This is a genomic window from Rhizobium aethiopicum (genome assembly GCF_900094625.1).
Lineage (GTDB): Bacteria > Pseudomonadota > Alphaproteobacteria > Rhizobiales > Rhizobiaceae > Rhizobium > Rhizobium aethiopicum.
On record NZ_FMAJ01000005.1, the window covers coordinates 126,074 to 148,381 of the forward strand.

The following is a 22,308-nucleotide window of genomic DNA, read 5'->3' on the forward strand; positions in this document are numbered from 1 at the left end:
TGCCCTTGAATATGATCACGCTTGGGAGGACGCCGGAGATGGTCGCCGGCGCCCGATCCCATGTTAGTTCGCCGGCGGGAACACACGCGCTATGACGGCCTTTGCTTCCGGCGTATCGACCTTATCGGCCGTTACGAGCGGCATGACGAGAGCGAGATCCTTTTTGACCGGGGTGCCGGAGATGGCGTTGAAGACCTGCTGCGTCCCATCTACTCCCTGCCCGACGGCTTCCTGGAAGAAGATGCCTTGAATGGCGTTCGATTTCAAAAGCGCGATCGTCGTCGGGCTGCCGTCCGCGACTGCGATGCCAACCTTGCCCGTCAGTCCACGGGTTTGCAGAACCTTCGCCGCACCAGTCCCGGCTTCGTCGTACATGCCGTAGATCGCCTTGATATCCGGATGTGCGGTGAGCATGTCGTTCGCTTGCGTGACAGCTTCATTCACCGTAAGGCCCCGCGTCTCCAGCATCTGCGCCAGATCGCATCCGCTTGCCTTGAGGGCCTCTTCCGCGCCCTTCAGATACTTCTGGGCGTTCTCGCGGTCCTGGGGCAGGGACAACATGCCGACCTGATTGCCGCCGCGTTCCTTGGCAAGCTTACAGACAAATTCTCCCTGCGCCTTGCCGGTCTCGTAATTGTTCGCCGTAACCGACGAGGTGTAGTCGGTCTGGCCGGGCTGCGGGCCGATGCCGGCAAAGGCGATCGGAATGTTCTGTGACTTGAGATAGGCCAAAAGCGGCGGTGTGCTGGTCGAGCTGACCGGGCCGATAACGATCGCGTCGACGCCCTTTGTCACCGCGGTACGCGCATTGTCCATTTGTTTCGCCGGCGAGTTCTCAGACGTGTACTCGACATAGTCCATGCCAAGTTCCTTCGCCTTTTCCTTCACGCCGTAACCGACCCACTGCCAGTACGAGATGTCGAGCGATGGGGCGAGATAGGCAACCGTTTTCTTGTCTTCCGCCTGCGCTGCCGAAAAAATTGACAGGGCTGCGATTGCGACACCCGCAGCGAGCCTCAGCCCCTGTTTAAGATTTTTCATTTTCGTTCCTCCTCCACGTGTCCGGCGACATGCCGGGTTAAGATCAAACGGCCCCCCGCCGCGATTTGCTGAAGCGGTCGATAAGCACCGCGATGAGAATGGCGACACCGGTGACGGAGCCCTGCCAGAAGCTGTTGATGCCGATGAGGTTGACGCCGTTCTGGATGACGGTGATCATCAAGGCGCCCAGCACGGCGCCGACCGCGGTTCCCGTGCCACCCAAAAGGCTCGCGCCGCCGATCACGACCGCGGCGATAGCCTGCAGCATAAGGCTCGATCCCGCCGTCGATTCCGCATTCAGGATGTACGAGATCGTAAGAAGTCCGGCAAATGACGCCAGCAGCGACGAGGCGACATAAGCCATGAACTTCGTGCGCTTGACGGGAATGCCGAGCAGGTACGCGGCCGTGAAACTGCTTCCGACCGCATAAAACCAGCGGCCTGCAACCATCTTCTTGAGGAAGAGCTCGATCAGGATCAGAAGAACGACGCAGAACAGGATGTAGTTCGGAACGCCGGGTATCATGCTGCCGCTGTTGAGCAGCCAGAAATCAGGATCGCCGATCGGCATCGACCTTCCGTTCGTAACGATGAAGGCCAAGGACCCGGCGACTGCGAACGTGATCAGCGTGACGACAAAAGGCGCCAGGCCTGCGATCGTCACCAAGAAGCCGTTGGTGGATCCAAACACGAGCCCGACGCAGAGCCCGATGAGACTTGCCGAGACGCCGCCGAAACCGCCCGCCATCGCCTGCGCTGTCACCATGCCGGTGAGCGAGAAGACCGATCCGACCGACAGATCGATGCCGCCGGTTACAACGACCAGAAGGACACCGAGCGACATGATGATTAGCGGTGCCCCGGCCTGGGTGATGTTCGCAAAATTGCCCCAGGTGAGCGCCTGGGGGACTTGAGAGCCCACCGCGAGCGCCAGGAGCACGATCGCAATGGCAATGGCGATCTCCGTCCGATAGCCGCTGACGAGGCTTTCCCGTCGTCTGATGTCCGGTGCCGGCGCCTCGGTCGGAACGATTTGTGCCTGTGTCCTGGTCATGCTGCCATTCCCGTCAATGTAACGAGTTTCTCTTCGCTGAAGTCGTCCTGTTCCATGACGCCGGCGCACCTTCCTTCGGTATCGAAGGCGACGACGCGGTCGCACACTTCCAGCAGTTCGGCATTCTCGGTCGACCACCAAACGATGACCGTACCGCTGGCAGCCATCTGCCTGATGAGCTGGTAGATCTCACGTTTCGTGCCGATGTCGACGCCTCTTGTCGGCTCCTCGAGTACCAGCAGTCGTGAGGGAACGCCCAGCCAGCGGGCGATCAGGAGCTTTTGCTGCGTCCCGCCGCTCAGCGTATTGGGCAGGTCCCATACCGAGGCCGCCTTGACCTTGAGAGCTTTCAAAAGATCAAGACACTCAGCTCCTTCGGCCCCGCCCGCGATCGCTGCACCGCGTACGACCCGTCGCGACGCCATGACGTTGTCGATGATGGGAAGGCTATGAAGAACGCCCTTATGCGCCCGGTCGCCCGTGATGTAACCGGCGCCCAGACGTGCAGCCCGCCTGGGCGACTGAAGGCGATCCGGCCATCCGGCGCGGACAACCGTCCACCTTTTCGTCCCTGCAGCCCCGGTCAATTCCTCGATCAACGCTGCGGGTCCGGCGGGGGCTCCGGCCACTCCGAGAATTGTGCCCGGCCGCAGCTCCAGACTGAAGCCCGGCTCCTGGACAGTGATGCTGTCCGTTGCGGCGAAGGCCTCGAGGATCATCGCTGACACACGCGTGGGTTCAGTCGCGTGAGAAGCCGTCACCTGCCCCATCTTCTCGATGATTTCTACGTCGGACAGCTCTCGGATCGCCTGCCGATCAACCACGGTCCGTCCGTCACGAATAATGGTACATACGCTCGCAATCTGCCTGATCTCCTTCATGCGATGGGAGACGAACACCACCGACAAGCCGTTTTCCTGAGTGAGCTTGCGCAGGACCGCAAAGAGCCTTTCGGTCTCGAGAGCTGTGAGGTTCGCTGTCGGTTCATCGAGGAGGATCAGTTCCGCGCCTGACGAGAGCGCCCTGGCGATCTCCACCATCTGGGCCTCGTGAAGGCTCAGGCTCCCGACCAGCCGGTGCAACGAGGTGGCCGCGGAGTCCTGGTCGATCATCCGCAAAGCATCGAAAGCCTGTCTCACGGCGGCCGAGCGTCTGAACAGACCCATGCCTTTCCGGTGATGCGGCAGGGCTATGTTTTCGGCGACGGTCAGATGGGGCAAAAGCGCCAGCTCCTGGTGCACGACCGCGACCTTCGCCCTACCCTCGCTCTCGCTGCGCTGCCCGCCCTCGCCGTCGAAGAAGTGGATTTCGCCGTCGTTCTTCGACGCCGCGCCGGTGATGATCTTGATCATCGTCGACTTCCCGGCGCCGTTCCCGCCAAGCAGTGCATGAACTTCTCCACGCGCAACCGAGAACTCCACGCCCTTGAGTACCGACGTCGCACCATAGGACTTTGTAAGTCCCCGCACCGTCATGACGTTTGTTGAAGTTTCGCTCACCGAACACTCCTCAGTAGATCGTCAGCGCAGGCACGAAACTGACCGCCAGCAGGAGAAGCATGGCCATGCCGAAGTATGGCCACAGCTCGTTGGTTGTCTTTCCCAGAGGGGTTTGTGCGATGGATGAGGAGATGAACAAGGTCGTCCCGATCGGCGGCGTGTAGAGACCGATCCCGAGATTGATCACCATCATCAGGCCGAGCTGTACCCGGTCGAGACCAATAGAGTCGGCGAGAGGAACGAAGATCGGTCCGAGCAGGAGGATGGCGGGAGGCATGTCGAGCGGCATACCGACGACCAGCATGATCACGTTCATCATGAGAATGATGATGATCGGACTGGAAATATGAGCAGAAACCCACTCCGCCATATGCTGCGGCGCCTGGTCGAATGTGAGCACCCAGCCCACCGCCGCGCTTCCCATGATCACAAGCATGACTACGCCCGTCGCGACGCCCGCCTCGACCATGTTGTCGCAGAAGCGCTGCCAGGTCAGGTCGCGGTAAAAAAGAATGCTCAGCAGGAGCGAGTAGACCACCGAGAGCACCGAGACCTCGGTCGGCGTCGCAAGTCCGAAACGAAGGAAGACGATGATCAGGATCGGCAGTAGGATCGCCGGAAGGCTCTGGAGAGCCAGTCGCGCCAGCTCGCGCTTGCGGACCTTCACGGCCGCTGCGGCATAACCTCGCCTGACGGAGATGTACCAGCATACGAACACGAAGCTCGTCGCCATTATAAGACCCGGAATGATGCCCGAGATAAAGAGGTCGCCGACGCTGACGCCACTGATCAGCGCGTAGAGGATCATCGGAATTGATGGGGGTATCAGCACATCGATTACGGCTGAGGTCGCGTTATTGGCGGCACAAAGCGCGGGAGGAAAGCCGTGCTTCTTCTGCCAGGGGATAAGCACGGATCCCAGAGCGCTCGCATTCGCGACGGCGGAGCCGGAAACGCCGCCAAACACGACCGAAGACACGACCGTAGTCGAGAGCGGTCCGCCCCTCCAGCGCTGCATCGCACGAGAAGCGAGCTCCAATAACTGACGGCCGAGTTCGCCGCCCAGCATCAATGTTCCCGCCAGCATGAAGAATGGAAGCGCCAGCATCGGGAAAGACTGAGTCTGATCGTAGACCTGCTGCGCAACGACCGACAGCGGAACGTAGCCGTTGAACAGCACCCCGAGACCGGCTGCGATGATGAGCCCATATCCGACAGGAACTGCCAGAACCATCAGGATGCAGAAGGAAATGATCATGACGAGGGTCATAGCGCGATCTCCTCGGGCTTGATTTCAAGTCGATGTTCCCAGCCCAGTCGGAGAACACGCGCGGTCGCAGCGATCGTCACGATGGAGACGAGAACCGCACCGATGGAAAGCGAGTAGTAACCAATGCTGTTCGGAAGCTGCAGCACGGCGCTGTGTTCGGCCCCAGCGATTTCTGCCACCAGGGTCGCCTGGTAAGCCAGCACGAGAAATGCGGCGACGCTGATGCCGTTCGCCACGATCAAGGCCGACGTCCGGACACCGCCATCCAGCTTTTCGTACAGCCACTCGACGGCCATGTGCCCGCCGACATGGGCGGCCATGACGATCCCCGCTATGATGAACCATGGGAACATCAGCATCGGCAGTTCCTGGGCGAAGGAAAGGCCTCCGCTTGTCGATATGTATCGAATGACGACATTGGCCGTGGTGACCACCGTCAGGGCGATGCCGCTGACGATGATAACCAGACGTGCAAATACGACGATGATGCCGGCGACCAGATCGATGGCCGAATATAACCTGCTCATGAGGCCTCCATGTCGTAAGAGGGCGTCAGCCCTTCGCTGCAGCTTCAACCTGAGCGACAAATTCGCCGAACGGCTTCTTCTTCCAGATGTCCGCGACAGAGGCGGTGGCCTTCACAAATGCATCGTGGTCGACTTCCACGACTTCGACAGCGGTGTTCTTCTTGAAGTTTTGAAGCACTTCGGCGGCCTTCTCGCTCGAGAGCTTCCGCTGCAGGTCCCCGGCTTCCTTAGCCGCCGACTTCACAGCTTCCAGGTCGGCTCCGAGCCGCGCCTGAGCGATCTTCGACATCAGGAAAGGCGTCGATTCCCACTTGTGGGCCGTTAGGCTGATGTACTTGTTGACTTCATGAAGCTTCGAACTTTCGATATTGGCGAGTGGGTTCTCCTGCCCGTCCACGACGCCCTGCTGCAAGGCGATGTAGAGTTCGCCGAAGGCGATCTGTTCGGTCCCCGCACCCAGGGTCTTGAAGATGTCGATCGTCATCGGATCAGCAGGCGTCCGGATCTTCATGCCGGCAAGGTCTGCCGGCGCTGCCACCTTCCGCTTCGAATTGGTGAGGTGGCGGATACCATTGTCCCACCAGTCGAGCGGAACGACGCCGACGGCTTCGAAGCGCTTGTTAAGCTCAGCACCTACCGGCCCGCTGAGGACGTCCATCGCTTTGTCGGTATTCTCGAAGAGGAACGGCAGTCCGAGCGCGCTCAGCTCCGGAACGATCGCCGAAGTGGCGCCCTGGCTGTTGGCAGTAAAGTCGAGCGCGCCGGTCCGCAGGCTCGTCAGCATGGCGGAATCGCTACCGAGCGTCTCCGCACCCGCGACGTTGATCTGGATGCGCCCTTCGGTCTTTTCCTTGACGAGCTGGGCGAATTTGTCGGCCGCGATGGTTCTGGGGTTGCCTGGCGCTGCCCCGTGACCGAGTGTGAGTGTCGTTGCGGCCGCGCTGGTGGATCGGCTCGATAGCACGATCGCCGGGGCTGCAAGAGCCACGGCGGCAGTCGCCAGGAAAGTGCGTCTCTTTAATTGAAAGCTCATATCATCCTCCGTCATAAGCTTATCCTTGCCGGCCGGCTCTCCTCAGCCGACCATTGTCGTCACGTCGAAAGCCAGGCTTTCACCGCCTCCGTGACCTTGAGCGTCGAGAGGCCGTACTGGTCGTGGAGAGTGGGCAGAGCGCCTGCCTCCAGAAACTGGTCCGGCAAGCCGATCTGGCGGAAGGCCGGGGGTGCGACGCCGGCGCGCATCAGTGTCCCGGCCACGGCTTCACCGAGCCCGCCGATAACAGTGTGGTTCTCCGCTACAACCACGAGGCGCCCGCTTTTCCGGCATTCGGCGATGATCGTTGCCTCGTCGAGAGGCTTGATTGTCGGAACGTGCAGTACGGCGGCATCGACGCCGTCCTTCTCAAGCTGCCTGGCAGCCTCGAGCGCCCTCATCGTCATCAGGCCAGACGAGATGATCAGAGTATCCTTGCCGTCTCGGATGAGCTTCGCCTTGCCGAGCTCGAACTTGTAGCCGTACTCCTCCAGAACCAACGGCACGTTGCCGCGCAGAAGACGCATGTAGACCGGCCCCTTATGGGCGGCGATCGCCGGAACGGCTTGCTCGATTTCGCTTGCGTCGCAGGGATCCAGGATCGTCAGGTTCGGCATTCCTCGGAACATCGCTAGATCTTCCGTCGCCTGGTGGCTCGGGCCATAGCCCGTGGTCAGGCCAGGAAGAGCGCAGACGATCTTCACGTCGAGCATCTCCTCGGCGATCGCCAAACAGATGAAGTCGTAGGCTCGTCGAGACGCGAAGACGGCGTAAGTCGTCACCCAGGGCTGAAAGCCTTCGCGCGCCATTCCAGCCGCTGACATCATCAATAGCTGTTCCGCCATGCCCATTTGGTAGAAGCGGTCCGGATGCGCTGCACGGAACACATGCAGGTCGGTGTATTTTGCGAGGTCGGCAGACATGCCGACAATACGCTCGTCCTTCCGCGCCAAGGCGGCAAGCGCGTTGCCGAAGGGTGCCGGTCTCGTCGGCTGATCGGGTCCGGCGATCGATGCGATCATCGCCGACGTCGTCAGGCGGGGCTTGTCGCTGCCGCTTACAAGATGCGCCGGCCGAATGTATTTTGAACGCCTCATGCTTCCACTCCCGCATCGATGATCCTGAGGGCCTCAGCCCATTCGTGGGGTTCCACGCGCAGGAAGTGGTTTCGATCGCGCGCCTCGAGGAATGGCACACCCTTGGCCATCTTCGTGTCGCATATGATGATGCGAGGCTTTGCCTCTGTGTGGTGACGAGCGGCGTCGAATGCCCTTACGAGCGCGTCGATATCGTTGCCGTCGACCCGCTGGACGAACCACCCGAAGGCTTCGAATTTGGGGCCCAGCGGTTCGAAGTTGAGTACGCCAACAGATGGGCCGTCAGCCTGCATCTGGTTGACGTCGACGATGCCGATCAGGTTGTCGAGCTTGTACGATCCGGCCGACATCGCTGCTTCCCATGTCGAGCCTTCGTCAAGTTCGCCGTCGGAAAACAGGTTATAGACGAAGGACGACGACTTCTTCCGCTTCAGAGCGAGAGCCATTCCGACGGCGATACCGAGGCCATGTCCGAGCGAGCCTCCGGTGATCTCCATGCCGGGCGTGTATGCCGCCATGCCGGACATGGGTAGGCGGCTGTCGTCCGTGCCGTAGGTCTCCAACTCGTCCTCAGGAACGATCTTGGCCTCGATCAACGCTGCATAGAGCGCGATGGCATAGTGACCGATCGACAGCAGGAACCTGTCGCGTCCTTCCCATTCCGGGTCCTCCGGCCGGTAGTTCGTTGCATGGAAATATGAGACGGCGAGCACGTCGGCGACGCCGAGCGCCTGCGCGATATAGCCCTGCCCCTGAACTTCACCCATGCGGAGCGCATGATGTCGGATGCGGCGGGCCCGCTCGGCTAGGCTGATGTTATGTCCAATCTGGGTCATGTGGGTGTTCCCTGGTCGGTTGGCGGCGGATCTCAGTGGATGAGCATGCCGCCGTTGACGTCGATCACCGCACCCGTGACGTAGGCCGACAGGTCTGATGCGAGGAACAGGTAGATGTTGGCGACGTCGATCGCCTCGCCGAGCCGACTTAAGGGAATGCCCTTGATGATGTCAGCACGCATCTGGTCGGTGAGCTTGCCGCCGGTGATGTCCGTCTGGATGAGGCCGGGTGTTACCGAGTTGACGCGGATTCCCGCCGGCCCGAACTCGCGCGCCATTGCCTTGGCGAGGCCAAGGACGCCTGCCTTGGCGGCGGAATAGTGAGGGCCGCCGAAGATCCCGCCGCCACGCTGCGCCGAGACCGAAGACATGCAGGCGATCGATCCGCCGCCGTTGTCGCGCATATAGGGAATGAAAGCCTGACTCAGGAACAGCACACCGGTCATATTGACGGCGACAATCCGTTGCCAATCAGCATCCGTGATATCCAACGTCGTGACTGGCTGAGTGATGCCAGCGTTGTTGATCAGCGCGTTGACGGCTCCGAAGGATGCAATGACCTCGGAGGCAGCCCTCATGCAGGAGTCCTTGTCGGCGACGTCGCAGCGGAGGCCAATGTGAGAGCCGGCGTCAACCGCTGGCAACGCGGCAGCGGCTTCCGCAGCGGCTTCTGCGTCAATGTCGAGGATCGCGACGCGGGCGCCGTGCTCGGCGAAAAGCTGTGCGGTCGCACGGCCGATACCGCGCTTGCTCGCCGCGCCCGAAACGACCGCGGTTTTCCCATTCAGTAACATGTAATCTCCTCCCGATGCTTCCCGAGCATCTGGCAAATCATGAACAAGTCAGTCGGCTTGCGAGGCCGAAACTGCCGGAGTTGATGACGTTCGACAAACGCGAAGTTTACAACGGTAGGTGAATCTGGTTCACTAATCAGATGTTGCAGATGGCTTCCCTCTCCGCAGTCCGCATTTTTGAAGCTGCGGCCCGACTTGCTTCTTTCCGGGCTGCTGCGGAAGAGCTGCATCTGTCGCCAAGTGCCGTCAGCCACGCTATTGCAAAGCTGGAGCGGGATCTGGGCACATCTCTCTTTGAACGCAGCACACGCAAGGTCACCCTTACGCTCGCAGGGCAGACACTCCTCTCCCATGCATCCAACGCGTTCGAGGAGCTCCGGCGTGGTGTTGAGATGATTTCATCGAACAAGGCGCATCTTTTGCGGGTTCATTGCGCGCCGAGCTATGCAGCACAGGTGCTGTCGGCACGGCTTCCTGACTTTCTCAGCAAGAACGAAGGGGTAGAAGTCAGAGTGGCGGCGAGCACGAATTACGCACGGTTCGTCGACGGTCTTTTCGACGTTGATATTGTTTACGGCGAGCCTTCTAACCGAGAGGATCTCATCGTCGTGCCTTTGGGGGAAGAAATAGTGTCGCCCCTGTGCAGTCCAAAAATGGCAGAACGGCTGAAAACGCCCCGCGATCTTGAGCGCTTGCCGCTCATCAGAAGCGATCTAAAACGCATTCAGTGGATCGACTGGTTCGAGCTCAACAATCTCGGCCCCCCTCCTCTTCCCGCGATGAGCTTCGACCGCAGTTTTCTTGCGGTTGACGCGGCGGCAAATGGTCTGGGGGTCACTTTGGAATCCAATACTCTCGCAAATCGGGAATTGAAAAGTGGTCGGCTCGTGCGCCCCTTCGGCAACAGCAGGGACAATCGTTACATTGGGCATTATTTGGCTTATCCGAAAGCTGGTAGCCAACGGCGGCTCTCGAAGATCTTTGCGGACTGGATCACGTCGTAGTTATCACTGCACTGCAGTGACGAAGTGCCGCTCATCATAACCGGTCTTAGGGAGCACAGGTGAATTCTTACAATGCACCGATGTTTGGTCTCATCCGGAACTTTTTCAGCGTCAGCGATCTTTCCGTTCTTGCCCATCTGCAACATGCGCCGAAATGGATCTCCTCCGAGCTCGCGGGACTTGGTTTCGCCGACATGGCAAGGACGATCTTGAGTGCCAGGCCCCTCCGGCGAATGAAGCGCGATCTCTCCCGCGCGCCGCATGCCGGCCGTCAGTTACCATCTAGTTCGGTTCCGACTTTCTTGCGGCTGTGCCAATTTTCGACGGTCTGCATGAAGGCGTCCATGGAAACGCCTCCCTTCTTGCCTCATACCGGACCGCGTGTTTTCGGTCCGCCTTGAGTGATCGAGCCAGAATCCTGCGCCGGGCTGTATAAAAGGTTCAGCCGGTATGGATTCCCAGCAACTCGGCATAGACCGTCTGATTGCTCGCCAGCACCGGATGGCCCTGCAGCAAGGCTTCACCTTCAGCCGGGAAGGCCAGATGGGTTCCACCGGCCTCCTTGACAAGGCAATAGCCGGCCATGCAGTCCCAGGCACGCATGTGGGGCTCGTAATAGCCGACAAGCCGGCCAGCGGCCACATAGGCGAGCATCAGCGCACCGGAACCATTGCGGATGAAGTTCCCACCTTTGCCGAGCAGGGCAGAAACGATCGCGCCTACCCGTTCGGGGGTGACATAGGCGTTGCAGCCAATGCCGGTCATCGCATTCTGCAAAGTCCGTGACGGATCGAGGCTGAGGGTTTTGCCGTTCAAGCTCGCGCCCATGCCCGCTGCCGCTGCATAGAGCTCATCATCGCATGGCACATGGATGACACCGATCACCGGCACGCCGCGATAGAGCACTGCAATCGACACACACCATGTCGGCATGCCGTTGACGAAGGGTGCCGTTCCGTCAATCGGATCGACTACCCATGTCAATCCTGACTGCCCCTCCTGATACCCGTGTTCCTCGCCAAGAAATCCGTCTGTCCCAAAAGCTTCCGCCACGCGCTGTCCGATGAACGTCTCGACGTTGCGGTCCGCAATGGACACGACATCCTGCAAATCACGCTTCGTTTCGATCACGAGCCTGTCGCGACCGTTGAAATAATCGAGCGCCATGGCACCTGCCTCCTGTGCAATCGCTTTGGCAAAGGCGAAGCGTGTATCAATTTCCGTCTCGTGCGACATAGTGCTAGTACTCCGTATAATGGTTCTGGTCGTTGGCTGCTTTAGAGGTCGGCGCCGCAGGCGAAGGGGAGCGAAAGCCCCCGCACCGACCGAATTCTCAGGCATTTATCCGCAAGCTGTCGCGCCCGTTCATCTCGCATTGCTGCCCATCAAGTTCGATCTGGCTTACGTCGATGGCGCTCATACCCGCCCGTCGCGCTGCTTCAAGGCCCTGTTCGCTGTCTTCGAACACGACACAACGGGCTGGTGTTATTCCCAACAAAGCGGCTGCCTGCAGAAACAGGTCTGGCGCCGGCTTTGGATTTGTCACGTCTTCGATCGTGACGACGTGATCGAAATACGCCCGCAGTCCCGTTGCTTGCAGCGTCGCTGTTACAATTTCTCGCGAACCGCCGGATGCAACAGCCATGGGAAGGAAGCCGGCCAACCGGCGAACGGTTGCAGCAACCGCACGAGTTTCACGCACCTTGTGTACATTCTGGAGAAAGTTCGATCGCATGGTGGCGATGACGGCTTCGCGATCGAGCACAACCTCAAATTCCCGCTCGAAGGCCTCCATGAGAACCCCTTCGGACATCCCCGCCCGAACCAAATACCAGGCCGGGTTCAACGGTTTGCCGGAGAGTGAAAAGCCGGCGGCCCATGCGTCGGCAAAGATCGGCGGCGTGTCGACAAGTGTGCCATCGCAATCAAAAATCACGGCCTCGAAATCTTTTTCGAGCGACAGAATATCAATCATACTTACTCCTTCAGGCGAGCGGGACGTCGGCTTGAGGGTCCCATATGGGCGCAACCGTGGTGGACCGACATCGAACGCCGACCGGCCCAGAGCTTTGCCTTAGAGGCTCTCACATGCTGATAAGGGCGATACCGCGGCTTCGAAAGCCGAGCGTGGCATCGGAGGCGACCGGCAGGATGCGGTCGACGGCGTGGTCGACGATAAAAAGCGTGCCGACGTCGGTTTCGACCTCGTACTCGACATGATCTCCGAGATAGGCTGAATGCAGGATGCGGCCGGCAAGCCCGTGCCCTCGCCCCTCGGACAGCGCGATGGCGCCTGGACGGACGGCAAGGCTCGCCGCACCCGCCGTCGCCCGGCCCGCCGGCACGCGATGCTTAAAACCACCGATGCGGATTTCAGCATCGGCGCCATCGATGCCGACCACCTCGCAGGGGATGACGTTCGCCTCCCCCATGAAATCGGCGATGAAGGCGGAAGCCGGGGCTTCATAGAGATCGCGCGGGGCGCCGGACTGGGCGATTTCGCCATCCTTCATGACGATGATGCGGTCGGACACGGCAAGCGCCTCGTCCTGATCGTGCGTGACATAGACAGCCGTGAAGCCCAGACGTTGCTGGAGCTGGCGGATATCCGTTCGCACCTTGCGGCGCAAGCGCGCATCGAGGTTGGAGAGCGGCTCATCGAGCAGCAGCACCTGCGGCTCCAGCACCAGCGCGCGGGCGACGGCGACGCGCTGCTGCTGGCCGCCGGAGAGTTCGGCGGGAAGGCGATAACCCATGCCGGCAAGGCCGACGAGCGCCAGCCCCTCTTCTGCCTTCTCGCGCGCTTCCTTGCGGCTGAGGCCGGAGGATTCCAGGCCATAGGCGACATTTTCGCGCGCATTCATATGCGGAAACAGCGCATAGGACTGGAAGACCATCGAAACGTCGCGCTCGTTGGCCGGCAGCATGGTGACGTCCTTGCCGCCGATCAGGATTTTTCCGGCCGAAGGATGTTCGAGGCCGGCAAGCATGCGCAGCGTCGTCGTCTTGCCGCAGCCGGAGGGGCCAAGCAGGGTAACGAGTGTACCGGGCTCGATGGTGAGCGAGAGGTCGGAAATGGCGGTGAAGGCGCCGAACGTTTTCCGCACGTTCTGGAAGACGACGGAACCGGCTTTCTGGTTGATCATGCGATTTTCTCCTGACGAGAGGAAGCGGGGGTGGCGAGGCCGGCGACGCGGTTTTCACGGCGCAGGCGCCGTTCGCCCACGATGAGCTGGAAGCCGGCGATGACGGTGATCATCACGACGATGAGCATGGAGGAATAGGCGATCGCCACGCCGTATTCGCCATTCTCGACGAGGCCGACGATGTAGGAGGTCGCCATGTTGTACTCGGCGCTGACGAGGAAGATGACGGCGCTAATGGAGGTGATGGCACGCACGAAGGAATAGACGAGCGCGGCGGTGATGGCAGGACGCAAGAGCGGCAAAATGACCTTGCGGATCGTGCGGAAGCTGTTGGCTCGGAGCGTCAGCGACGCTTCGTCCAGGCTCTTGTCGAGCTGGCTCATCGCGGCAATGCCGCCGCGCACGCCGACCGGCATGTTGCGGAAGACGAAGCAGGCGATCAGGATTAGCGCCGAACCGGTCATTTCCAGCGGCGGCAGGTTGAAGGCCATGATGTAGCTGACGCCGATGACTGTGCCCGGAATGGCAAAGCTCATCATCAGGGCGAATTCGAAGGCATTCTTGCCGGCGAATTTTTGACGCACGATGATGTAGGCTGTCAGCAGACCGACGACGGCCGTCAGCGGGGCGGAGATCAGCGCGATCTCCATCGTCGTCCAGAACGAATTCCAGGCGACACCCGTCCAGGCGATCCCGTTTTCGAAGCTGATCGAGAAGGCCTTGGCGTAGTGGTCGAGCGTCAGCGAATTGTCGAGGCCCCAGGTCTTCACGAAGCCGCCGATCAGGATCATGCCATAGATGACGAGGGTGAAGAGGATCCACGGGATGACGACGGCGTGAACGCCGATCGACAGCGCCCGCGGCAGGGCGATATGCGATCCGCTATCGCCCTTGCCGGTGACGGTGGCAAAGTTCTTGCCCGACAGCCAGACGCGCTGGGCAAGAAAGGCAGAAAGCGTGAAGGCGAGCAGCACCATGGCGAGCACGGCGGCGCGCGAGGGATCGTTCTGCGACCCGACCACGGCGAAGAAGATTTCCGTCGAGAGCACGCCGTGGCTGCCGCCGAGTACCAGCGGATTGCCGAAATCGGCCATGCTTTCGATGAAGCCGATGAGGAAGGCGTTGGCGAGACCGGGCTTCATCAGGGGCAGCGAGACGCGCCAGAAGGTGCGCCAACGGTCAGCACGCAGTGTCGTGGAGGCCTCCTCCATCGATGGGCTGACGCCTTCGACGACGCCGATCAGCACGAGAAAGGCGATCGGCGTGAAGGACAGCACCTGCGCGATCCAGATCCCGGTGAGACCATAGAGCCAGCGGCCGGGCTCAAGGCCGAACACTTGTGACAGCCCCTGCGTGACGACACCGGCGCGGCCGAAGAGCAGCGTCAGCGCCAGACCGATGACGAAGGGCGGCGTGATGATCGGCAGGATCGTCAGCAGCCGCAGGCCCTTCTTGAAGGGAAAGCGCGTACGGGTAGCGACGAGCGCGAAGGCAAGGCCGAGCAGGGTCGAGCCGAGGCCGGTCATGACGGCAAGCCACAGCGTGCGCCAGGCGACCCCGCAGCGGCCTGTGCCGATCACGCAGTTGAGGCTCCAGAGGCTCGGATCCTGTATATTGCGGATGAAGTTATCCGCATTGAACGAGCCGTCGAAATCCTGCACCGAACCGACGAACATGCTGCCGATGGGGTAGAAGACGAAGACGGTGACGAGGAAGACGAGCAGCGCGATCGCGCTGACGACGAAGGCATCGCCCTTCATAACACCGCGCTCGGCAAGGCCGAAGGCGAAGAGCAGCACGAAGGTGATGGAAGAGAGGACCGCACCCGCCCCCATGGCGGGCTGGCCGTTCGAGAGCGGGCCGAAGAGCGTGTCGCTCACCGTCCAGTTCCAGCCGGAAAAACCGATGGCGAGGCCCTGGAGCGAGAGGAAGAGAACGCCGATCGCACCGGACCATGCGAGCACGGCGCCGCGGCGCATGGGGTCTGCCATGCGGCGAGCCGCGAGAGCCAGGAGAAGGAGCAAGAGCGCACCGGCAAGCCACAGCCGGCCATGCACGAAAATCTGCACGAGACCTGGGGCGGCCTCCGGGGAAAGGGGGAAACCGGCCAGCCAACCGAGTTCGAAGAAGCCGTTCTCGATCCTATACCAGGGCAATAGGGTCAATGCGACCACGCCGAGGATCAGGACCACGTCCAGCCTGCGATTGCCATGTCTCATGGCTGACCTCGCTGTTTTTGAGTGTGGGGAGGCGGCGCCCGGGGAGACAGGCGCCGCCGGTCAGAACATCAGTTGGCGGTGGCGCCGATTTCGCGGTCCCAGCGTTCCAGCAGCCCCTTGCGTTTTGCCGGGTCACCATAGGTCTTGAAGTCGTAGTCGATCAGCTTGATGTCCTCGAAGCGGGGCGCCTCCTTCGGAATGACCGCGCTCTTGTTGGAAGGCAGCTGGAAGGACTTCGCATCCTTCATGCGGGACTGGACCTCTGCCGTCAGCGCCCAGTCGTACCAGATCTTCGCATTGTCGAGGTTCCGCGCCCCCTTGATGATCGACATCGAGCCGATCTCATAGCCGGTGCCTTCGCAAGGCGTGATCGACTTGACGGGGAAACCTTCTGCCGTCTGCGCCACCGCGTCGTGAACGAAGACGATGCCGAGCGCCGTCTCGCCGCGTGCGGCCGCCTTGACGGGTGCCGAACCGGACTTGGTATATTGCGAGATGTTGCCGTTCAGCTTCTTCAGGTAGTCGAAGGCCTGGTCCTCGCCCATGATCTGCACGAGAGAGGCGAGCGCCGTATAGGCGGTGCCGGAAGAATTCGGGTTGGCGATCTGGATCTCACCCTTCAATTCCGGCGCCAGAAGGTCGGCCCAGCAGACCGGCTCCTTGTAGCCCTTGGTCTTAAAGATTTCCGTGTTGTAGCCCCAGCCGAGCGCGCCGGCATAGACGCCGACCGTCTTGTAACCGGAGCTTTCGGCCTGCTTCTTCGCCCAATCGTTGAGTTCATCGAGCTTCGGCGACTTGTATTCCAGCGTCAGATTTTCCGACGCTGCCTGAAGATGCGGGTCTCCCGTGCCCGCCCACCAGATGTCGGTCTTGGGGTTGCGAGCCTCGGCGCGCACCTTGGCATAGGTCTCGCCGGACGAGAGGCGAACCATGTTCACCTTGATGTCGCTGTGCGCCTTCTCGAAATCGCCTTTCATCTGCTCACAGATGACGACGTCGGCTGAGCAGATCAGATTGAGTTCGCCAGCGGCCTGAGCCGGTAGCGCCCCGAGCGCCGTGCCGGCGAAGAGCATGAGGGAAAGGGTGTTGATTTTCATGGGGGCATCCTCCTGTTGCCTGGGTTTGATTTCGCATGACCAAGACGCAGCGGGGCCTCCGGCCTGCCCGCGGCGGCGCGTTCACGATTTCGCATTTCGCTTTGTCTAAAGGGCTCGATCAGTTCGTTGCGGCGATTTCCGCACCGAACCTGCGGAGCAGTCGACTTCGTTCTTCCGGCGACCCGAAGGTGGCGAAGTCATAGTCCACCATCTTGATCATCGAAATGTCAGGGGCTGCTAGCGGCAGCCTGGATTTCGCGTTGGATGGCACCTGGTTCTGCCCGGACGCCGCGCCCGTCCCCTGGCCTTCCGGGCTCAGCGCGAAATCGACGAAGCGCTTTGCTTCCTCGATGTTCTTCGCGCCTTTGACGATGCTGACGGCACCGATCTCGTAGCCGGTGCCTTCGCAGGGTGCGACGATCACAAGCGGAAAGCCCGCCTGCTTCTGCGTGACGGCGTCATGCATGAAGGAAATGCCGATAAGCGTCTCTCCGCGCGCCGCCGCCTTGATGGGCGCAGATCCGGAGGGAGTGTAGCGCTCGATATTGCGGTTGAGCGCAGCGAGATAGCGGAAAGCCTCATCCTCGCCGAAGAGCTGCACCAGCGTCGCAAGCGTCGTGAAGGCGGTGCCGGACGAATTCGGATTGGCGCTCTGGACGCGGCCGCGATAGGCGACGTCCGTCAGGTCCTTCCAGCAGGTCGGGGCCGGCAACTTCAGCTCGCGCAGCAGATCGGCATTGTAGGCAAAGCCGAGTGCTCCGGCGTAGATGCCGGCCGAGCGGCCGCCGGACATGGCGAAGAAATTCTGCGCCCAGGGCAGCATGTCGCGCTGATGGGCGGGTTGGTAGGGTTCGAGGAGGTTTTCAGAGCCGGCCTGCAGATGGGTGTCGCCCGTGCCGCCCCACCAGACATCGACGGTCGGCGCTGATTTCTCCGCGCGAATCTGATTGAGGATATCGCCGGTGCTCTTGCGCGTCACCGAAATTTCCAGCCCGCTCTTCGTCTCATAGGCCGTCTTCATCGCGGCACACCACATCTCGTCCACACCGCACAGAACGGTGAGCGACGAGGCCGCCATGCCGGTGCCGGCGCTCGCCAGCCACAATGCCGCGACCGCGCTGAAAGCGGTGATGCTTCTCACGATTTCCTCCCAGTGGACCTTGCGTCCTGATCTCCGCAGTCAGGATGTCACATCTGCCGCCCTGCGCAATCGAAGAATGGTTACGGTTCTTACAGCTTTGCCGGCGACGAGCCCCTCAAAAATGACAAAGGTTACAATTGTGACAAAGCGCATAACACGAGCCCGCTTTGAAGATCGTGACGGCCCTGCCTATAATGGATGCGGGAGGACGTGCATGTGTTGAATGAGAGGATCAGCATTCTGATCGTCGAGGACGATCCGGACATGGCGGAGCTCATATCCGACCTCGTGGAAGCGGAAGGCTGGACGCCGCTCACCGCGCCGTCGGCGGAGGAGGCGGCGATCGTGCTTTCGCGCGAAACGGTGCACCTCGTGCTCGTCGACCATAATCTGCCCGGGACCTCCGGCCGCACCTTCGCACAGCGCCTGCGGGCGCAGACCAATATCGGCATCGTCATGGTGACGGCTGCCGGCAGCGCCGCGGACCGGGTGCTCGGCCTCGAAACAGCGGCCGACGACTATGTCGTCAAACCCTTCGAACCCATCGAACTGACGGCCCGTATCAAGGCCGTGCTGCGCCGGACGATCCCCTCGCTGAAGCCGGAGCGGGACAGTGAGCGGGACCACGATCCAACATCCCTGAAGCTCGGCGACTGGTCTGTGGACCTCAAGAGCCGTCGTGCCGTCTGCCGCACCGACCCCGCCAAGTCGCTCACCAGCGCCGAATTCGCGCTGCTCGAAATCCTCGCCGAAACACCCAACACTCCCGTCAGCCGCGCGCATATCCTCGACCGGCTGGGCGCGGAAAGCGAGCGCTATATCGACCGCAATGTGGACGTGCTCGTGCTGCGCCTGCGTCGCAAGATCGAGCGCAATCCTGACCTGCCGCGCCATATCAAGACGCGCCGCGGCAAGGGCTATGTTCTCGACACCGACGATGGCGAGATCGCGCCGTGATCAGCCGTCCCTTCCTCTCCTCCATCGCCTTTCGCCTGCCTTTCGCAATCGCCTTCATCTGCGTGCTCGTCTTCAGCCTGGCGACCATCGCCATCTACGGCCTGCAGCGGGCGCGCCAGGAGATGACCGCCTATGGCCTGCAGGCATTTTCGAGTCTCGCCAGGGCCTCGCTGGTCTCGCGGCAGGTTTCCGACCTCGTTTCCAGCGCGCCCTTTCTGATGAACGCGACCTCGCCCTATCGGGTCTCCAGCGAAAGTCGCTCGGTCGTGGTGCAGGTCGATGCGTTGCTGCACGCTATGCAACCTGAAAACGACGCGGCTGCCATAAAGGGTTTTGCCAGCGGTCGCATCGTCGAGCTGCTGGAAACGATCCGCACGCAGACGACGGCGCTTGCAGGCGACGCGGAATCCGCCCAGCAGCACAAGGCTGAGGCTGCGGCAGCGCTCGGCGAGATCGCGACCGGCAGCGGCATTGCGGACGCCGATTTCCGCGGCCGGCTGAACGCCGTCGTGCAATCCGCCTCCAATTCGGACAGCCTCTTCCAGCTCGGGGAGTTGCGCCGGCGCTACGTCTCCGAAACCGCCCCGCGCCTCGAACCCGCCGCGACGGACAACCGGATCGCCGCCGCCGAGCTTGCCCCTTACGAACGGGTGTTCGAGGCGCAGACGCGCTATCTCCTCGAAATGTTCGCCATTCGCGCCGCCGTCTCGCGCTTGCATACCGTCTCGCGCGATCTGTCGCATGCGACGGAAACCCAAAGCGAGGCCGTTGCCCGCAGCCTCAGCGACGACCTCGTCTCTACCTCCGATGCCTTGAGCCGCATCCTCGTCATCGTCGCCGCCGCTTCGCTGCTCGTGCTGGCTATGGCCGTCGTCTCCATCCGCTCCGTCATGCGCGTCTCACGTGGCATCGTCTCCCTCTCGAACGGCATGAACGCACTGGCCGAAGGGCGCAAGGACGTTGACGCGCCGCGCTACGAAGGCACCGAAACCGAGCTGGTGCGCCTGCTCGAAGCCTTCCGTGCATTCCGCGAGAGCGTCGAGCGCGTGACGCGGTTGCGGCGCACGGCGGAGGCCGCCGCCCGCACCATCCGCTCCACCTTCCGCAGCATGAACGAGGGTATTGCGCTGTTCGATGCCAGCGGTCGGCCGATCACCATGAACCGGCGCGTCATCGAGCTCGTCGGCTGGTCTGGTTCGGCCAGGAAATTGCCGCTCCGCAGTTTTGTGACGCCGCTGCCGGAGATCGATCCGGCACTCCTGCCGGCCGAAAACGATCCCGGCCTGCTCTCCGACCGGTCCGTGCTACGCCACCGCTCCGACGCCGGGCGGGTGACGGAAGTGTCGCTCTCGCGCCAGCCCGACGGTGGCATCGTGCTGCTGGCGCGCGATATCACCGACATGGACCGGCAGGAGGCGGAGGCAGCAAAGATCCAACGCCTCGACGGCATCATGCGGATGACCCACCAGGTGAGCCACGAGGTCGGCAACATGATCGGCATCATCACCGGCAGTCTCGGCCTGCTGGAGCGCGAAACCGGCTTTAACGACCGGCAGAAGCGGCACCTGGCCCGCATCCGCAAGGCTGCCGACCGCGGCAGGTCGCTGGCCGGGAGCATGCTTTCCATTGGCAGCCAGCAGCCGATCCATCCAGGCCCGGTGGAGATCGGCGCGGTACTGCGCGGCATGGCCGACGTACTGGAAATCGCCATTGGCGAAAAATGTCGGCTTGCCTTCGAGATAGCCGACGACCTGCCCACCGTCGTCATTGATACAGCGCTCTTCGAACAATCGATCCTCAACCTCTGCCTCAACGCCGCCGCAGCCATGCCGGCTGGCGGAACCATCGTCATCCGTGGTTCCCGCAGCGAAGCCGGCGTGAGCGTCAGCGTGACGGACAGCGGTATCGGCATGACACCCGAGGCCGTAGACAAGGCTTTCGAGCCCTATTTTACCACGCGCAACGCCGAGGGCGGCGCGGGCCTTGGCCTGGCCATGGTCTATGGCTTCGTCCGCCAAAGCGGCGGCGACGCCCGAATTGCCTCGCTACCGGGCAAGGGAACGGTTGTTGAACTTCTGTTTCCGGTGTGAATCTGCGTTTTACGCCAGCTTGTCAGGAATCGGATTACGCCCCAGCTTTTCATGGCCCGTCGTTCGCCCTAGGTCGACGCTCAGATATTGGGCAAAATGCTGCAAGTGTACACAATGCCAAACCACTCAAGGAACTGAGACCAGAAAAATCAACACGTTAAAAGCTGGCACACCTCTTGCAAGGATTGTGCTGAGTTGGTGGCTAGGGTTCCGGCGCTTTTCAGAAGTGCGGCTGGTCCGAGAGCCACCACCGGCGGGGGAGAAATCCTGTCGGGTGCACGGCGGGACAAAAGCCCGGGAGACCTCGTAAGCCAAGGGATTGGCGGCACGATGGTCATTGCCGATCCCTTTTGAAGAAAAGCAGAAGGGGAATTTCAATGCAGACTTTTTCGAAGATTGTTTCCGCCACAGCGCTAACGGTATCCTTGGTCTTTGGGCTTGCTTCCGTCGCGAAGGCTGAACCGAAGACTGATTTCAAGGTCGCCTGGTCCATCTACGTCGGCTGGATGCCCTGGGGCTATGCGGCCGACCACGGCATCGTCAAGAAGTGGGCCGACAAATACGGCATCAACATCGAGGTCACGCAGTTCAACGACTATGTGGAGTCGATGAACCAGTACACGGCCGGCGCCTTCGACGCCGTGACCCTGACCAACATGGACGGCCTGTCGATCCCGGCAGCCGGCGGCGTCGATACGACGGCCGTGATCGTCGGTGACTTCTCAAACGGCAATGACGCCGTGATCCTGAAGGACAAGGCGAGCCTTGCTGATATCGCGGGTCAGACCGTCAATCTCGTCGAATTCTCCGTCTCGCATTATCTGCTCGCCCGTGCGCTCGAAAGCATCAAGCTGACGGAACGCGACGTGAAGGTGGTCAACACGTCTGACGCCGACATGGTCGCGGCCTACAAGACGCCTGATGTCACCGCCGTCGTCACCTGGAACCCGCTGGTCTCCACCATTCTCGAACATCCCTCGGCCAAGAAGGTTTTCGACAGCTCTCAGGTGCCGGGCGAAATCATCGACCTGATGGTCGCCAATAGCGGCGTACTGAAAGACAATCCGAACTTCGGCAAGGCGCTCGCAGGCATCTGGTATGAGACCGCCGCACTGCTGCGCGCCGACACCGCGGAAGGCAAGGCAGCCCGCGAGGCCATGGGCTCGGCTTCCGGCACCGATCTCGCCGGCTTCGAAGCCCAGCTTGCCGCCACCGAGCTCTTCGACAAGCCGGCCGATGCCGTTGCCTTCACCGCTTCGCCGAATCTGCCGAAGACCATGGATCTGGTGCGCAACTTCCTTTTCGAGAAGGGACTGCTCGGCAATGGGGCGCCGTCGGCTGACGTCATCGGCATCGAAATGCCGGATGGCAAGGTGCTGGGCGACACCGGCAATGTGAAGCTGCGCTTCACCGAGACCTACATGAAGGCAGCCGCCGACGGTTCGCTCTGATCGCAAGGAGGCGCGGTCTGCCCGCGCTCCCTCCCCTCATCAGCGGAGCACA

Annotated in this window: 19 protein-coding genes, 1 pseudogene and 1 riboswitch; of the genes and pseudogenes, 5 read left to right on the forward strand and 15 right to left on the reverse strand. The window is 61.5% G+C overall.

What is annotated here, in order from left to right; translation table 11 throughout:
* Positions 1 to 63 precede the first annotated feature (63 nt).
* The 9 genes from GA0061105_RS12705 to GA0061105_RS12745 are packed head-to-tail and all read right to left on the reverse strand — an operon-like array spanning position 64 to position 9,151.
* Positions 64 to 1,041: a substrate-binding domain-containing protein gene (locus GA0061105_RS12705; protein WP_092750440.1), complete on the reverse strand. Its 978-nt coding sequence runs from the start codon at positions 1,039 to 1,041 to the stop codon at positions 64 to 66.
* 43 nt (positions 1,042 to 1,084) lie between these two features.
* Positions 1,085 to 2,095 (reverse strand): ABC transporter permease, encoded by a 1,011-nt coding sequence (locus GA0061105_RS12710; RefSeq protein WP_092750442.1) that lies wholly within the window; start codon positions 2,093 to 2,095, stop codon positions 1,085 to 1,087.
* Complete coding sequence (locus GA0061105_RS12715; protein ID WP_092750444.1) at positions 2,092 to 3,594, reverse strand: ATP-binding cassette domain-containing protein; 1,503 nt, start codon at positions 3,592 to 3,594, stop codon at positions 2,092 to 2,094. The genes GA0061105_RS12710 and GA0061105_RS12715 overlap by 4 nt, the downstream gene beginning before the upstream one ends.
* 10 nt (positions 3,595 to 3,604) lie before the next feature.
* On the reverse strand, positions 3,605 to 4,864 hold the full coding sequence (locus tag GA0061105_RS12720; protein WP_092750446.1) for a TRAP transporter large permease subunit: 1,260 nt from the start codon (positions 4,862 to 4,864) through the stop codon (positions 3,605 to 3,607).
* Positions 4,861 to 5,391, reverse strand: coding sequence for a TRAP transporter small permease (locus GA0061105_RS12725; protein WP_092750448.1), 531 nt, complete (start codon positions 5,389 to 5,391; stop codon positions 4,861 to 4,863). Before GA0061105_RS12725 ends, GA0061105_RS12720 begins: the two co-directional genes overlap by 4 nt.
* A 25-nt stretch (positions 5,392 to 5,416) precedes the next feature.
* Positions 5,417 to 6,424 (reverse strand): TRAP transporter substrate-binding protein, encoded by a 1,008-nt coding sequence (locus tag GA0061105_RS12730; RefSeq protein ID WP_092750905.1) that lies wholly within the window; start codon positions 6,422 to 6,424, stop codon positions 5,417 to 5,419.
* A gap of 59 nt (positions 6,425 to 6,483) precedes the next feature.
* Positions 6,484 to 7,521, reverse strand: coding sequence for a transketolase family protein (locus GA0061105_RS12735; protein ID WP_092750450.1), 1,038 nt, complete (start codon positions 7,519 to 7,521; stop codon positions 6,484 to 6,486).
* Entirely contained in the window at positions 7,518 to 8,357 is an 840-nt protein-coding gene (locus tag GA0061105_RS12740) for a transketolase (RefSeq protein ID WP_092750452.1), read from the reverse strand. The genes GA0061105_RS12735 and GA0061105_RS12740 overlap by 4 nt, the downstream gene beginning before the upstream one ends.
* Positions 8,358 to 8,389: 32 nt before the next feature.
* Positions 8,390 to 9,151 carry an SDR family NAD(P)-dependent oxidoreductase gene (locus GA0061105_RS12745; protein ID WP_092750454.1) on the reverse strand — a complete coding sequence of 254 codons (762 nt, stop codon included), beginning with the start codon at positions 9,149 to 9,151 and terminating at the stop codon, positions 8,390 to 8,392.
* Positions 9,152 to 9,291: 140 nt separating this feature from the next.
* Here GA0061105_RS12745 and GA0061105_RS12750 point away from each other — a divergent pair, with 140 nt between their 5' ends.
* Together GA0061105_RS12750 and GA0061105_RS34055 are read left to right on the forward strand one after the other, a co-directional pair.
* Positions 9,292 to 10,155: a LysR substrate-binding domain-containing protein gene (locus GA0061105_RS12750; protein WP_092750456.1), complete on the forward strand. Its 864-nt coding sequence runs from the start codon at positions 9,292 to 9,294 to the stop codon at positions 10,153 to 10,155.
* Between the two features lie 71 nt (positions 10,156 to 10,226).
* Positions 10,227 to 10,373, forward strand: a pseudogene (locus GA0061105_RS34055) (hydrolase); the annotation flags it as partial.
* Positions 10,374 to 10,596: 223 nt separating this feature from the next.
* Here the strand turns inward: GA0061105_RS34055 and GA0061105_RS12760 are convergent.
* The 6 genes from GA0061105_RS12760 to GA0061105_RS12785 all read right to left on the reverse strand — a co-directional run bounded on the left by GA0061105_RS12760 (position 10,597) and on the right by GA0061105_RS12785 (position 17,758).
* On the reverse strand, positions 10,597 to 11,391 hold the full coding sequence (locus tag GA0061105_RS12760) for an inositol monophosphatase family protein (RefSeq protein WP_092750460.1): 795 nt from the start codon (positions 11,389 to 11,391) through the stop codon (positions 10,597 to 10,599).
* Between the two features lie 97 nt (positions 11,392 to 11,488).
* Positions 11,489 to 12,130, reverse strand: a complete 642-nt coding sequence (locus GA0061105_RS12765) for an HAD family hydrolase (protein WP_141130203.1) — start codon at positions 12,128 to 12,130, stop codon at positions 11,489 to 11,491.
* A 109-nt stretch (positions 12,131 to 12,239) separates the two neighbouring features.
* A complete protein-coding gene (locus tag GA0061105_RS12770) occupies positions 12,240 to 13,301 on the reverse strand; it encodes an ABC transporter ATP-binding protein (protein ID WP_092750462.1) in 1,062 nt (353 codons plus the stop codon).
* Positions 13,298 to 15,520 carry an ABC transporter permease gene (locus tag GA0061105_RS12775; protein ID WP_092750464.1) on the reverse strand — a complete coding sequence of 741 codons (2,223 nt, stop codon included), beginning with the start codon at positions 15,518 to 15,520 and terminating at the stop codon, positions 13,298 to 13,300. The genes GA0061105_RS12770 and GA0061105_RS12775 overlap by 4 nt, the downstream gene beginning before the upstream one ends.
* A gap of 68 nt (positions 15,521 to 15,588) precedes the next feature.
* Positions 15,589 to 16,617 carry an ABC transporter substrate-binding protein gene (locus GA0061105_RS12780; RefSeq protein ID WP_092750466.1) on the reverse strand — a complete coding sequence of 343 codons (1,029 nt, stop codon included), beginning with the start codon at positions 16,615 to 16,617 and terminating at the stop codon, positions 15,589 to 15,591.
* 118 nt (positions 16,618 to 16,735) lie between these two features.
* Positions 16,736 to 17,758 (reverse strand): ABC transporter substrate-binding protein, encoded by a 1,023-nt coding sequence (locus GA0061105_RS12785; protein ID WP_092750468.1) that lies wholly within the window; start codon positions 17,756 to 17,758, stop codon positions 16,736 to 16,738.
* Between the two features lie 198 nt (positions 17,759 to 17,956).
* Between GA0061105_RS12785 and GA0061105_RS12790 the strand changes: the two genes are divergently transcribed.
* From GA0061105_RS12790 to GA0061105_RS12800, 3 genes are all read left to right on the forward strand, one after another.
* Complete coding sequence (locus GA0061105_RS12790; RefSeq protein WP_425348765.1) at positions 17,957 to 18,715, forward strand: response regulator; 759 nt, start codon at positions 17,957 to 17,959, stop codon at positions 18,713 to 18,715.
* Entirely contained in the window at positions 18,712 to 20,805 is a 2,094-nt protein-coding gene (locus tag GA0061105_RS12795) for an ATP-binding protein (protein ID WP_092750470.1), read from the forward strand. The genes GA0061105_RS12790 and GA0061105_RS12795 overlap by 4 nt, the downstream gene beginning before the upstream one ends.
* A gap of 191 nt (positions 20,806 to 20,996) precedes the next feature.
* A riboswitch (guanidine-I (ykkC/yxkD leader) is annotated at positions 20,997 to 21,108 on the forward strand.
* Between the two features lie 74 nt (positions 21,109 to 21,182).
* Complete coding sequence (locus tag GA0061105_RS12800) at positions 21,183 to 22,256, forward strand: putative urea ABC transporter substrate-binding protein (protein ID WP_092750472.1); 1,074 nt, start codon at positions 21,183 to 21,185, stop codon at positions 22,254 to 22,256.
* Positions 22,257 to 22,308 lie beyond the last annotated feature (52 nt).

What these genes read in the sequence shown, in the direction of transcription:
- GA0061105_RS12735 (WP_092750450.1), bottom strand. Translation starts at nt 7,521, where the DNA reads ATGAGGCGTTCAAAATACATTCGGCCGGCGCATCTTGTAAGCGGCAGC.
- GA0061105_RS12800 (WP_092750472.1), top strand. Translation starts at nt 21,183, where the DNA reads ATGCAGACTTTTTCGAAGATTGTTTCCGCCACAGCGCTAACGGTATCC.
- GA0061105_RS12740 (WP_092750452.1), bottom strand. Translation starts at nt 8,357, where the DNA reads ATGACCCAGATTGGACATAACATCAGCCTAGCCGAGCGGGCCCGCCGC.
- GA0061105_RS12765 (WP_141130203.1), bottom strand. Translation starts at nt 12,130, where the DNA reads ATGATTGATATTCTGTCGCTCGAAAAAGATTTCGAGGCCGTGATTTTT.
- GA0061105_RS12720 (WP_092750446.1), bottom strand. Translation starts at nt 4,864, where the DNA reads ATGACCCTCGTCATGATCATTTCCTTCTGCATCCTGATGGTTCTGGCA.
- GA0061105_RS12790 (WP_425348765.1), top strand. Translation starts at nt 17,957, where the DNA reads ATGCGGGAGGACGTGCATGTGTTGAATGAGAGGATCAGCATTCTGATC.
- GA0061105_RS12710 (WP_092750442.1), bottom strand. Translation starts at nt 2,095, where the DNA reads ATGACCAGGACACAGGCACAAATCGTTCCGACCGAGGCGCCGGCACCG.
- GA0061105_RS12770 (WP_092750462.1), bottom strand. Translation starts at nt 13,301, where the DNA reads ATGATCAACCAGAAAGCCGGTTCCGTCGTCTTCCAGAACGTGCGGAAA.
- GA0061105_RS12745 (WP_092750454.1), bottom strand. Translation starts at nt 9,151, where the DNA reads ATGTTACTGAATGGGAAAACCGCGGTCGTTTCGGGCGCGGCGAGCAAG.
- GA0061105_RS12725 (WP_092750448.1), bottom strand. Translation starts at nt 5,391, where the DNA reads ATGAGCAGGTTATATTCGGCCATCGATCTGGTCGCCGGCATCATCGTC.
- GA0061105_RS12730 (WP_092750905.1), bottom strand. Translation starts at nt 6,424, where the DNA reads ATGAGCTTTCAATTAAAGAGACGCACTTTCCTGGCGACTGCCGCCGTG.
- GA0061105_RS12705 (WP_092750440.1), bottom strand. Translation starts at nt 1,041, where the DNA reads ATGAAAAATCTTAAACAGGGGCTGAGGCTCGCTGCGGGTGTCGCAATC.
- GA0061105_RS12780 (WP_092750466.1), bottom strand. Translation starts at nt 16,617, where the DNA reads ATGAAAATCAACACCCTTTCCCTCATGCTCTTCGCCGGCACGGCGCTC.
- GA0061105_RS12775 (WP_092750464.1), bottom strand. Translation starts at nt 15,520, where the DNA reads ATGAGACATGGCAATCGCAGGCTGGACGTGGTCCTGATCCTCGGCGTG.
- GA0061105_RS12760 (WP_092750460.1), bottom strand. Translation starts at nt 11,391, where the DNA reads ATGTCGCACGAGACGGAAATTGATACACGCTTCGCCTTTGCCAAAGCG.
- GA0061105_RS12750 (WP_092750456.1), top strand. Translation starts at nt 9,292, where the DNA reads ATGTTGCAGATGGCTTCCCTCTCCGCAGTCCGCATTTTTGAAGCTGCG.